Source organism: Bordetella bronchiseptica, from assembly GCF_900636925.1.
GTDB lineage: Bacteria > Pseudomonadota > Gammaproteobacteria > Burkholderiales > Burkholderiaceae_B > Bordetella > Bordetella pertussis.
Genome location: NZ_LR134326.1, coordinates 3352144 through 3363978, shown reverse-complemented (window position 1 = coordinate 3363978; position 11835 = coordinate 3352144). Strand labels below are relative to the sequence as shown.

At 66.7% G+C, this 11835-nt stretch carries 12 protein-coding genes and 1 tRNA gene; 6 read left to right on the top strand and 7 right to left on the bottom strand.

Features of this window, described 5'->3' with window-relative positions:
* Positions 1-3: 3 nt before the first annotated feature.
* The 3 genes from EL288_RS15590 to EL288_RS15580 are packed head-to-tail and all read right to left on the bottom strand — an operon-like array spanning position 4 to position 1297.
* Positions 4-492 carry a MaoC family dehydratase gene (locus EL288_RS15590; protein ID WP_003810053.1) on the bottom strand — a complete coding sequence of 163 codons (489 nt, stop codon included), beginning with the start codon at positions 490-492 and terminating at the stop codon, positions 4-6.
* Positions 493-505: 13 nt separating this feature from the next.
* The gene (locus EL288_RS15585; protein ID WP_003810055.1) at positions 506-841 is read right to left on the bottom strand and encodes a MaoC family dehydratase; all 336 of its coding nucleotides are present in this window, start codon (positions 839-841) and stop codon (positions 506-508) included.
* Positions 842-847: 6 nt separating this feature from the next.
* Positions 848-1297 carry a PaaI family thioesterase gene (locus tag EL288_RS15580; protein WP_003810057.1) on the bottom strand — a complete coding sequence of 150 codons (450 nt, stop codon included), beginning with the start codon at positions 1295-1297 and terminating at the stop codon, positions 848-850.
* A gap of 207 nt (positions 1298-1504) precedes the next feature.
* On the opposite strand from EL288_RS15580, the gene EL288_RS15575 reads away from it, so the two are divergent.
* Both EL288_RS15575 and EL288_RS15570 read left to right on the top strand, forming a co-directional pair.
* Positions 1505-1804: an ArsR/SmtB family transcription factor gene (locus tag EL288_RS15575; RefSeq protein WP_003810059.1), complete on the top strand. Its 300-nt coding sequence runs from the start codon at positions 1505-1507 to the stop codon at positions 1802-1804.
* Between the two features lie 41 nt (positions 1805-1845).
* Positions 1846-2958 (top strand): alkene reductase, encoded by a 1113-nt coding sequence (locus tag EL288_RS15570; RefSeq protein ID WP_003810063.1) that lies wholly within the window; start codon positions 1846-1848, stop codon positions 2956-2958.
* Between the two features lie 4 nt (positions 2959-2962).
* Here EL288_RS15570 and EL288_RS15565 read toward each other — a convergent pair whose 3' ends face one another.
* From EL288_RS15565 to pgaA, 4 genes are read right to left on the bottom strand one after another with little or no spacing between them, the layout of a single operon-like run.
* Positions 2963-3613 (bottom strand): hypothetical protein, encoded by a 651-nt coding sequence (locus tag EL288_RS15565; protein ID WP_003810065.1) that lies wholly within the window; start codon positions 3611-3613, stop codon positions 2963-2965.
* Positions 3594-4853, bottom strand: a complete 1260-nt coding sequence (gene pgaC, locus EL288_RS15560) for a poly-beta-1,6-N-acetyl-D-glucosamine synthase (protein WP_003820153.1) — start codon at positions 4851-4853, stop codon at positions 3594-3596. Before pgaC ends, EL288_RS15565 begins: the two co-directional genes overlap by 20 nt.
* Positions 4854-4856: 3 nt before the next feature.
* Positions 4857-6962, bottom strand: coding sequence for a poly-beta-1,6-N-acetyl-D-glucosamine N-deacetylase PgaB (pgaB, locus tag EL288_RS15555; protein ID WP_003810068.1), 2106 nt, complete (start codon positions 6960-6962; stop codon positions 4857-4859).
* Between the two features lie 5 nt (positions 6963-6967).
* Positions 6968-8953, bottom strand: a complete 1986-nt coding sequence (gene pgaA / locus EL288_RS15550; protein ID WP_003810070.1) for a poly-beta-1,6 N-acetyl-D-glucosamine export porin PgaA — start codon at positions 8951-8953, stop codon at positions 6968-6970.
* 208 nt (positions 8954-9161) lie between these two features.
* Here pgaA and EL288_RS15545 point away from each other — a divergent pair, with 208 nt between their 5' ends.
* The 4 genes from EL288_RS15545 (at position 9162) to EL288_RS15530 (ending at position 11754) form a co-directional block, all read left to right on the top strand.
* A complete protein-coding gene (locus EL288_RS15545; RefSeq protein WP_003810072.1) occupies positions 9162-9398 on the top strand; it encodes a hypothetical protein in 237 nt (78 codons plus the stop codon).
* A gap of 51 nt (positions 9399-9449) precedes the next feature.
* Positions 9450-9526 (top strand) — tRNA-Arg (locus EL288_RS15540).
* A 218-nt stretch (positions 9527-9744) separates the two neighbouring features.
* On the top strand, positions 9745-10230 hold the full coding sequence (gene bpsR / locus EL288_RS15535) for a MarR family transcriptional regulator BpsR (RefSeq protein WP_010926293.1): 486 nt from the start codon (positions 9745-9747) through the stop codon (positions 10228-10230).
* A gap of 315 nt (positions 10231-10545) precedes the next feature.
* Positions 10546-11754, top strand: coding sequence for an ABC transporter substrate-binding protein (locus tag EL288_RS15530; RefSeq protein WP_003810076.1), 1209 nt, complete (start codon positions 10546-10548; stop codon positions 11752-11754).
* Positions 11755-11835 lie beyond the last annotated feature (81 nt).

Here is an 11835-nt window from a genome sequence, read left to right as displayed (position 1 = left end):
GGGTTACCCCTGGAGGTGGGTTTTCAACAGGAACGTCAGGTGGACCACGCAGTGCGCCTGGCGCGCCGCGTCGGGAGGGGCGTCCGTCGTGTGGATGGAGACTGCTATCGTGGTCTTCGAGCGGCCCTTGGCGACGTGCTCGATCTGCGCGACCCGGTAGACGCACTGCACCGTTTCGTCCACGTACACCGGACGCATGAACACGGCCTCGACGCCCACCATCGCGACCATGGCGTCGTGCAACTGCGCCGACAGCGGCGTGGCGCCGAGCGCGCTGATGGCCACCAGCAGCAGGCCGTGCGCGATCGGCGCGCGCAGCCCCTGGCGTTGCGCGTAGCCGGCATCGTAGTGAATCGGATGGGCGTCGCCCGTGAGCGCGGCGAATTGCGCAAAGGCCTGGGCGTCCAGGCGGATTTCCCGTTGCGCGACGACCTGGCCGACGGCGAGGTCGGCGGCCGCGAGCTGCCGGGGCGCATGAGAGGGCGGTTGCACGGGCGCCTCTCCTTCAGTCGGCCAGCGAGGCGCTGCCGACCATCACGGTCTTGCCGCCGGACACGGCCTCGATCTCGCCCTGTTCGTTCAGCGTGGCGACGAAAGTGTCGCCGGGGCAGACCGGGCCGATCCATTTCGTGTGCAGCTTGCCGCGGTACAGCCAGTCGCTCGCATAGCGGCGCGCGCCCAGGTCGGCGGCCAGCGCGGTCATGTGCGGGCCGTGCAGCAGGGTGCCGCGAAAGCCGCGCTGCACCGCGTAGTCGTGGTCGTAGTGGATGATGTCGTTGTCGCCGTTGATGCGGCCGTAGCCGTCGATCATGGCCTGGGTGATGTCGAGTGTGCGTTGCATGCGGGCTTACTCCGGGACGTGGAAGGTGTTGAGCAAGGTGGCGATGGGCTGGCCGTCCGCGCCGCGGAAACGGCCTTCCCATTGCACATAGCGGCGGCCGCGCTTCTCGAACTTGCGCAGGATCGTGCCGGTGGCGGTCACGCGCGTGGTTTCGTCGGCCCAGATCGGGCGGTGCCAGGACATTTCCAGTTCGGCCATCACGATGCCCTGGATCGGCGGGTAGGTCTGGTACACCGGCACGGTCATGTAAGGCAGGATGACGTTGGGCGCGGCGGCCTGGCGGCCGTCCACCCGGTACAGGGCGGGGTCGGCCTGGGACGCCTCGAAATACTCCTGGACGATGGCCGGGGTGATGTCGAAGGACACGGGGCCCAGCGCGGCGCCTTCGACGAAGGCGGCATAGGGGGTGCCTGGCGTGTCCCCTTCGCGGGGCTTGATGTCGCTGGGTCGGGTCATGGCAGTCTCGTTCGGTTGCGGGAGTGGCCATCGTAGGAGCGGTGCGCCGATCCTGCCCGTACATCGGCAATCTGTGCGCTAAGCGCACGCGGGCGGCGCGGGCCGCCCCGGCTGCGTCGCGCCGGCGTAAAACCCTGCTGTTATATCGATATATCTGTATATCTAGATTTTTCGATATATGATGCGGGTTCATGAAGAGGCACTCGCATGGCCATCAATACCGAAGACATTCTCAAGGCGCTGGCGCATCCGGCGCGGCGCAATATCCTGGCCTGGCTCAAGGAGCCGCAGCGGCATTTTCCGCAGCAGGAGCACCCGCTGGAGCTGGGCGTGTGCGCCGGCCAGTTCGAGCGCTGCGGCCTGTCGCAATCCACCGTGTCCACGCATCTGGCCATCCTGCAGCGCGCCGGTCTCATCCAGAGCCGCCGGGTCGGCCAATGGGTGTTCTACCAGCGCAATGAGGCCTGCATCGCCGAGTTCCTCCAGACCATGCAGGCCGAGCTGTAAAGCCGTCCGCTCCATTCGTCCGCTTATCCGAGAGGTAATCCATGTCCACGTTGTTCCAACCGCTGAACGCCGGCAAATTGCGGCTCGCCAACCGCATCGTGATGGCGCCGTTGACGCGCAACCGTTCGCCCAATGCCGTGCCGCCGCCCCTGACGGCCACCTACTACGCGCAGCGCGCCAGCGCCGGCCTGATCATCACCGAAGCCACCGCCATTTCCCACCAGGGCCAGGGCTACGCGGACGTGCCGGGGCTGTACGCGCCCGAACAGCTGGCCGGCTGGCGGCGCGTGACGGACGCGGTGCACGCGGCCGGCGGCACGATCGTGGTGCAGCTGTGGCATGTGGGGCGCATTTCGCACACCACCCTGCAGCCGGGACAGGGCGCGCCGGTCGCGCCCTCGGCGATCCGCGCCCAGGCCCGCACGTACCTGGTCGATGCGCAGGGCAAGGGGCAGTTCGCCGATACCTCGGAGCCCCGCGCGCTGGCGCTGGACGAGCTGCCGGGCATCGTGGAGGATTACCGGCGCGCCGCGCGGGCCGCGATCGACCATGGTTTCGACGGGGTCGAGCTGCATGCCGCCAATGGCTACCTGCTGGACCAGTTCCTGCGCTCGGGCAGCAACCATCGCGACGACGCGTACGGCGGCTCGATCGAGAACCGGGCGCGGCTGCTGCTGCAGGCGCTCGATGCGGTCTGCGCCGAGGTCGGCGCCGATCGCGTCGGCATCCGGCTCTCGCCGGTCACGCCGGCCAACGATGCGCACGACGACCAGCCGCAGCCCTTGTTCGAATACGTGCTGCGCGAGCTGGCGCGGCGCGGCCTGGCGTACGTGCACGTGATCGAGGGGGCGACCGGCGGCGACCGCGCCTACCAGCAGGGGCCGGCCCCGTTCGACTACGCGGCGCTCAAGGCGGCCTACCGCGCCGCCGGCGGCGCCGGCGCCTGGATGGTGAACAACGGCTACGACGCCAGCCTGGCCGAACAGAAACTGTCCAGCGGGCAGGCCGACCTGGTGGCGTTCGGCAAGCCGTTCATCGCCAACCCCGACCTGGTGGCGCGCTTGCGCCAGGGCGCTGCGCTGAACGAGGGCGACCGCGATACGTTCTATGGCGGCGGCGAGCGCGGCTATACGGACTACCCCGCGCTCGCCTGAGCGCTCACAGGGTCAAGGCGCGGCCGTCGTGCAGCGAGGGCTCGATGCGTCCGTCGGGTTGCCGCTGCATGGGCGGCCCGCTCCAGGCGGCCGGTTCGTCCGCTTCGTCGGGCAGCGCGACGGCGAGCGGCGCCGGCTCCGATAGCGGCGCCGCATCCGGCATGACCGCGGGCGCCACCACGGGCGCCATGGCGGCGGCCACGACCGGCTCGATCGCCGCCGGCACGTACCAGGCGCTGACCTGCACGATGGCGCCGGCTTCGTCATGGTCGACCAGCAGCCGGTTGGCGCCTTCCGGCAGCGGCCAGCGCGGCGGCAGCGCGTATTCCGGGTCCAGCCCCACGCCGACCTCTTCGTTGTCGCGCGCGCGGATCCAGCCATGGAAGCGGCAGACGATCATCCAGGCCGTGAGCGCCGCCGCCATGGTCGCGACCACCGTGATATAGACCAGCAGCTCGGCGATCTGCGCGGCGGTGCCGCCCACCGTGACCAGCGAGTGATGGATGTACAGGCTGAACGCGACCCAGGTCAGGATGACCAGCAAGGGTCGCACGATGCGGTACCAGCAGCCGTACAGCAAGCCATCGGCCACCCCGTGCTGGTGCACATACTCGCGCAGCGGCGACGCGCTTATATCAATGATCAACGCTTTCATGTTTGATTCCTCGGTCGGGGCTTACCCACCGCGCCCGGCTTTGGGCTCGGCGAAACAGGACGCGCGGCAGCGCGAAGACGGTGGTGATCATGCCGATGATCCAGAACGCGATCGGATACCAGACGGCATCGGCGAAGTAGCGGAAGATGCGGTAATCGTAGGCGCGGTCGACGATGCAGCCGGCGAACAGCTGCGCCAGGCAGGTCAGGAACAGCAGCGTGCCGTGCCAGCGCGGGAATATCTCGAACTGCCAGGCGGGCGGCAGCGCCACGAACTGGCCCAGCACGGCCATGCAGATCAGGAACAGCATGGCGTAGGCCCATAGCACGCTCAGGCTGAACTCCAGGAAGATCGGCCACATCAGGATCTGGCGCGGGTTGAGCATGCGCGGGGCGTACTTCAGCGCGGTCTCGATGCCGCCGCGCGCCCAGCGGTAGCGCTGCTTGAACAGCCCGCGGAACGTCTCGGGCATCAGGATCCAGGTCAGCGCGCGCGGTTCGTAGCGCAGGGTCCAGCCGGCCAGCTGCAGCTTCCAGCTGATATCGATGTCCTCGGTCTGCATGTCGGGGCTCCAGTAGCCGACCTGGTGCAGCGCCTGCTTGCGGAACATGGTCATGACGCCGGAGACGGTCATCAGCTTGCCGTAGAGCTGCTGGGTGCGCTTGATCAGCCCCACGATGGACGAGAATTCGCCCACCTGCATGCGGCCCAGCACCGTCGAGCGGTTGCGGATGCGCGGGTTGCCGGTGACCGCGCCGACGTGCCCGGCGTGCAGGAAATGCGTCAGCATGTAGGTGATCGAGTCGGGGTGGGGCAGCGAGTCCCCGTCGATGCACAGCAGGAACTCGGCGTCGCTGAGCTGCGCGGCCGTGTTCAGGCCGATGGCCTTGCCCTCGTTGCGGCTCTGGTGCACCACCAGCAGGCGCGGATACTGCTCGGCCAGCTCGTTGAGCAGCGCGCCGGTATTGTCGCGGCTGCCGTCGTTGACGGCGATGATGCGATAGTTCGGATAGTGCATGCGGTCCAGGTGCGCGATCACCTCGGCCACGTTCTCGCCCTCGTTGTAGCAGGGCACCACGATGGCCACGCGCGGCACCCGCGGCAGCAGCGTGGCGCGGTGCTTGCGTCCCTGCTCGAACAGGAAGAAATGCAGCAGCCCGCCCACGATCCAGAAATACGACATGAAGAACGGGTAATAGAAAACGAAACTGGACAGCACGCTCTTGACGGAGTCGTTCATGGGCTACCTCTGCGTCGGCTCGGCCTGCGACGCACTGCCGTACAGCGTGGTCTGGCGCGATAGTTCCTGGGCCTTGGTCAGGCGGCGCTTTTCCAGCGTCGACTTCAGCGACATCACGTCGCGCAGCGCTTCGGCGTCAGGGTGGTTGGCGATGAAATCGTCCGGGTAGTAGCCATAGTTGATGGCGCCCAGGCTGCGCAATTGCACCATCTGCCTGCGCAGTATCTCGGTGTCGATCGGCTTGCCCACGCGCCAGTCGCGCGCCTGCAGCTCGAAGATGGTGCGGTCCAGGCCCTTCTGGCGCGCCACGGCGGCCACCAGCTGGCGCATCCATTGCTCGGGCCGCGCGGCGCCCTCCATGTTGGGCATGGCCATCAGCGCCACGAAATCGTAGCTCTTGAGGAATTCAGGCAGGCTCTGGCCGTACCAGGCCTCCGACACGGGATCGAGCACCGGCTGGGCGTAGAGATTGCGCGCCACTACCATGTCGCGGTCGTTCTGGTAGCCGGACACGATATGGCGTAGGTGCATCGTGAAGTCGATCAGGTAGCGGATCTTGCCCTTGGACCATTGCTGGGCCAGCTTGGGGTCGGCGCGTATCGCCGCGATATCGGGCGGCAGGCCCCAGCCCTGGTAGGTGGCCAGCGCCTCGGGGCTGCTGTCCTCGGTGTCGTCGAGCACGGCGTCGTCGTGGAACAGCAGGCCGTCGAAGTGGGCCGCCTTGGCCAGGTCTTCGTAGATCTCGCTGATGACGCGGTGGGCGTCGGGATGGAAAGGGCTGAGCCGGGTCGGACTGCCCAGGCCGCGCTCGCCGGGCTTGCGGGTCGTCGACTGCACCACCTTGCCATAGGCCGGGTTGCCGGGCGGCACCGAGAAGGTCAGCACGGGCAGCCAGGCGTACACCATCACGCCGGCGCGGGTCTTCAGCTGCCAGGCCACGCGGTTGAACAGATCGGCGCGCATCGGCAGGTGGCGGTTGGGGAAGTACACCTCGGTAATGTCGCCGTCGCCCTTGGGATCGGCGAAGGCCTGCAGGTAGACGGCGCTGGGCGCCAGGTCCTTCATGCGGTCGATCAGCTGGCCGAGGTTGCGGTTCTGCTGTTCGGGGTCGGGGTCGTAGATGTAGTCCAGGTCGACCTGCACGATGCGCTCGATCGGGCGGACCTGGCCGTGGTAGCTGACCGGCTCGCGCATGGCGCGGGCGACCGTGGCGACGTTGACCTCGTAGTCCACCAGGCTGCGGCGGATCTGCGTCAGCGCGACGTCGGGGGTGTTGGGGCCGGGCTGCAGCGTCAGGCCGATGTTCAGGCCCACCTCGGCGGCCACCTGGTCGGTGTCGCGATTGTGCGCGCCGTAGGGCCAGACGATGGAGCGGATGGTCACGCCGGTGTGTTCGCGGATCAGGTCGGCGCTGGTCTTGAGGTCCTGGCGCACGCGGGCGCGGTATTCGGCGTCGTTCTCGTAGCGCCCGCTGGCCGGCAGGTACTGGCGCGAGGACGCCGCGGGCTGTTCGTTGCCCTGCGGGTTGGCCAGCACGCCGCGGTGCAGGTTGTGCGAGTGGGAGGCCAGCTCGACCAGGCCGGACTGCGCCATTTCGCGCAACTGCGCCCAGGTCATGAAGAAGTCGTGCGGCACTTCGATCTTGGGGCTGAGGCGGATCTTGGTGCCGGCCGGCGCGTCGGTCCAGCTGGTGACGACGGCGACCACCGCGGGATAGTTGAATTTCTTCAGCAAGGGAAACACCTTGGTGTAGGTGCTGGCGTAGCCGTCGTCGAAGGTCAGCAGGATGGGGCGCGGCGGCAGCGGGCGCACGCCGGCGCGCGAATCGATGATCTGTTGCATGCTGATGGGGTTGAATCCCTTCACGCGTATCCACTCGAACAGATCGGTCAGCGTGCGCGTCTCGATGGCGAACTGATCGGGCATGTCGGCAAACGAGGCGCGCAGGTTGTCGCGCACGTCGTGCATGCACAGCACCCGGAATGTCAGGCCGTCGTCGGGATCGGGGGGCGGGAGCATGTCCACCTTGTAAGCGCGCGCGGGCAGCATCAGCAGGCCCAGCGCGCAGCAGGCAAACCATTTCAGCAGGGTCCGATGCATGGCGGTCATGGTGCTCAGAAGGGAATGTTCAGGGTCAGATAGAACAAGGTGCGGTTCTCCGGGTCGCCGTCATAGCTGTGGCGGCCGTAGCCCACGCCATAGGTGATGCTGGTCTGGCGCGGCAGGTCCCAGACCTGTTCCAGGCGCAGCTGCCACAGGGCGCTGTTGCCATGTTCGGCCTGGTTGTAGACCCCGCCGGTGGCGTAGACGCGCTGGCGGAACGCGTACTGGCCGTCGCGCCACGGGCGCCATTCGTACATGGCGGTGACCTGCGCGGTCAGGTCGTGGTCGGGGCTGAAGTATTCGGTGTCGGTCTTGCTGTTGTTCGAGTACGCCACGCTGGTCCAGGTGCTGACGCTGTGGCGCGGCACGGTCCACAGGTTCTGGAACCAGGTGGCGCCGATGGTCTGGCGGGTGTTCGAGTCGCTGTAGCGCTGCAGCTGGTAGGCCACGTCGTAATAGGTGCGCTCGGTCGGCTGGTAGCGCGCCGATACGCCGCTGCTCCAGCCATGGATGCCGGCGCGGTACGCTTTCCAGGGCAGGTCGTTGCTGTCGCTGTCGAAGTTGGCGGCCAGGCGCCAGCCGTCCGACGGCAGCCAGGCCACATTGGCCGAGGCGCCGAACCGGCCCGACGGGCCGGTGGACTGGTGCAGCTCGGTCGAGGCCTCGATGCTGCCGCGGCGGTACTCCAGGCCGGCGCCGTTGCGCACCCGCGACTTGTGGCCGTCGCCCAGGTCCGCATAGCCGGTGAACTGGTGGAAGAACAGGCGGTAGTTGTGCGAGATCGGGCTGGTGTACAGCATGGTGTTGAGCGACCACTCGCGGTTGGCGATGGTGGAGTTGTCGTTGCTGCTGTTGTCGCCGCCGTGGCCGATGTCTCCGCCGAAATCCATGGTCAGCAGCGGCGACTGGTACACCTCGTAGTCGCGCTGGAGATTGCGCACGCTGCTGCTTTCGGGAAAGCGCTCGGACAGCGTGGTGACGATGGCCTCGGCTTCGGGATATTCGCGCAGCGCCATCGAGGCGCGCGCCAGGCCGGTCATGGCCTGGATATCATCCGGCCGCTCGGCCAGCGCGGTGGTGAACGCCGCCTTGGCCTCGCGCGGGCGGGCGTCGCCCAGCCGGGCGCTGGCCGCCGCGTTGCGCAGGCCCGAGCTGAACGGCGCATCGTGCTGCAGGGCGTCGATGGCCAGCGTGCCGGCCTCGGTCTCGCCGGAATACATCAGGTACTGCGCGCGCAGGCGCTGCGCCGTGGCGTAGTCTTCATTGGGCCGTTCGGCGACCGGCGCGTTCTCCACGTATTGCGGCGAGGTTTTCTCGATGCGCTGCAAGAGCTGCTCGGCATCCTCGTAGCGGCCGCGGTCCATGTAGGCGAAGAACAGCGACTCCTGGGTCGGGACGCGGTCGATGTCGCCCGGGCCGGCCTTGGCCAGCGCCTCTTCGTAGCAGGCGATCGCCTCGTCGTAGCGTTCCTCGTATGCGTAGGCGTTGCCGGCCGAAACCAGCACGTAGGGATGCACCGGCGTGTTGGTGGCGCGCAGCCCCTCGTACAGCTTGATGGCGTCCGCGTAGCGGCCGCGCAGGCCCAGGCCGTAGATCATGTCGCTGATCACCGCCGTGCGCAGCGACCCATACTCGGGCGCCAGCGGCAGGCTGTCGAGCAGTTGCCAGCCATCGGCCAGCGCCGCGTCCAGCGTCGCGAAACGCTCGGGTCCGGTCAGGTTCCAGGTTTCGGCGCGCGACCAGCGCAGGCGCTGGGCGATCGCGGCATGCTGCAACTGCGCATATTCCAGCGGCGTGAACAGCGCCCGGTGTTCGGTGGCCAGGTCCAGCGCCAGATTGGCCGCGCCGCTGCGGCTGGCCTCCTGCACCTGGTCCCGCACCGACGGGGCGGCGGCCGCTGCCGCGCCCACGAACGCCAGCCCCGCCACCAGCAGCCGAGTCCGCCGCAGGCCACGCACGGATGCGGGCCGGGTACGCCTGGTTTGATCGTTGTTCATAGGACAGCGTTCTACGAAAACGCCAGATCCGCGCGGGACGTGGCCGATTGATGGGGTGGAGGCCATCTTAGAAATGACGCCACGGTTTGAATAGGGCGCCATTTGGCGTACCGCCCCTGCACCATCCTTCAGATGGCACTTTTGGATGAGGGCAATCTTTTGTATGCTGTAAAAAAATCCACTGACGTATTGTGTAATGAGCAAATCTATGAGAAGCGCGGCCAAATGGTGGGGCCCTGCGGCCACCTGGACGCTGGCGGCCCTGCTGGTGTTGCTGGTGGGCCACGGCGTGGTGCCGGAAGCGGCGCGGGTCTCCGACGCGCCGTTGCTGCATGCCATGGCCGGGCATGCCTACCTGCTGAACTGGGCCGCCGGGTTGATGGCCCTGATCGGCTGGGGCGACAGCCTGGTCCTGTATCGCCGCACCCGCCGCCGGGCGGTTTGAAAAGCCGGCTGGACAGTTTGAAAAAACGCGGTATAATTTCGCCTCTTTACAGCGCCCGTAGCTCAGTTGGATAGAGTACTTGGCTACGAACCAAGGGGTCGTGGGTTCGAATCCTGCCGGGCGCGCCAATATGAAAAGCCGCCATGCCTTGTGCATGGCGGCTTTTTGCTTTGGGCGGCGCGCGCGCTTGCGGCGCTTGCCCTGCCACGGGTTTGAGGGCCGGCCGTATGCCCTTACACTTGCCGTACTTTTCGCAGCCACTTTGACTTTTCGAGGTGAAGGCGGACTGCCGTGGCGTGCCTTGCCGGCGAGTGGGGCGCGGGGCGGCGGCGCGCCGCAGGAGCCTATGCCCGCATCCCAGGACAAACTCGATGTGCCGCCCGGTCCTTATCATTTTTCCGAACAGGTCGGCCATTTGTTGCGGCGCGCCTACCAGCGCCACGTGGCGATCTTCCAGCAGACCATTCCCGATTCCAAGCTGACCGCGGCGCAGTTCGTGGTGCTGTGCGCGTTGCGCGACCAGGGCGCGTGCTCGCTGGTCGACGTGGTCAAGGCGACGGCCATCGACCAGGCCACCGTGCGCGGGGTCATCGAGCGCCTGAAGGCGCGCAAGCTGCTGGCCGTCTCGCACGACCCGGCCGACCGCCGCAAGGTGCTGGTGACGCTCACGCCCGACGGGCGTGCGCTGGTCGAGGAAATGGTGCCGTTTGCCGAGCAGATCACGCAAAGCACCTTCGGCGGGCTCAATCCCGCCGAGCGGGTGGCCATCGTCTACCTGTTGCGCAAGATGAGCGACGCCGACGATCTTGTCGGACGGCAGTCCGATTCCTAGGGAAAATACTAGGCAAATTAAAGTGTCAACGCTCTAATTTTCGGCTTGGCCGTCAATCTGTCGAGGCGTCGCCACAAGCAGGAAAAGGCGTTGTCCCTGGATTTTATTGATTTGTAATTCAATGATTTTGTGTGAATATTCGGGTATTCCCGTAGAAATCCGAATAGCCTTTATCGTGATGTGGTTATAGGGTGCCGGTCCGGTGTTTACATGCAGAATTCAAGTGTGTACGCTTTATCATATCCCGCGCGTCCAGGCTTGCAGGCTAGCCGCGTCCACACGCAGTGATACCGTCGTCAACTCAAGGGGAAAATCATGAACGGTCGCAACCGCTACGCCCGATTGCTGGGCGCAACCTGCCTGACGCTGCTGGGCGCATCGGCCTGGGCACAGGACACCATCAAGATCGGCGAGATCAACAGCTACAAGTCGCAGCCCGCGTTTCTCGAACCCTACAAGAAGGGCATGCAACTGGCGCTGGACGAGGTCAACGACGCGGGCGGCATCGCGGGCAAGAAGCTGGAGCTGGTCATCCGCGATGACAACGCCAACCCGGGCGAGGCGGTGCGCGCCGCCGAGGAGCTGATCTCGCGCGAGCGCGTGGACATGCTGACCGGCTCGTTCCTGTCGCACATCGGCCTGGCGCTGACCGACTTCGCCAAGCAGAAGAAGGTGTTCTTCCTGGCCAGCGAGCCGCTGACCGACAAGATCGTCTGGCAGGACGGCAACCGCTATACCTACCGCCTGCGCACCTCGACCTACATGCAGGTGGCCATGCTGGTGCCCGAGGCGCTGAAGCTGAAGAAAAAGCGCTGGGCTATCGTCTATCCGAACTACGAATACGGCCAATCGGCCGTGGCGACCTTCAAGACCCTGATGAAGGCCGGCCAGCCCGACATCGAATTCGTCTCGGAACAGGCCGCGCCGCTGGGCAAGGTCGATGCCGGCAGCGTGGTGCAGGCGCTGGCCGACTCCAAGCCCGACGCGATCTTCAACGTGCTGTTCGCCGCCGACGTGACCAAGTTCGTGCGCGAGGGCACCACGCGCGGCCTGTTCAAGGAGCGGCCGGTGGTCAGCGTGCTGACCGGCGAGCCGGAGTATCTCGATACCTTCCGCGACGAGACGCCGGCCGGCTGGATCGTCACCGGCTATCCGTGGCAGTTCATCGAAACCCCCGAGCACCAGGCCTTCCTGAAGGCCTACCAGGCCAAGTTCAAGGACTATCCGCGCCTGGGTTCGGTGGTGGGCTACAGCGCCATCAAATCGCTGGCCGAGGGCATCAAGCGCGCCGGCGGCAAGACCGACACCGAGTCCATGATCAAGGCGTTCGCGGGCCTGAAGCTGACCATCCCGTTCGGTCCGATCGAATACCGCACGCTGGACAACCAGTCCACCATGGGGGCCTACGTGGGCAAGCTGGCGTCCAGGGACGGCAAGGGCGTGATGGTCGATTTCCGTTATGTCGACGGCGCCGCCGCCCAGCCTTCGGACGAGGAAGTGCGCAAGCTGCGCAAGGCCGATTGATCCACGCGCGGCGCGTCCGTGTCGCGGGCGCGCCGTCGCGGGCGGGATGCATCGCCGCGGCGATGCGTGATTTCCTAGAGG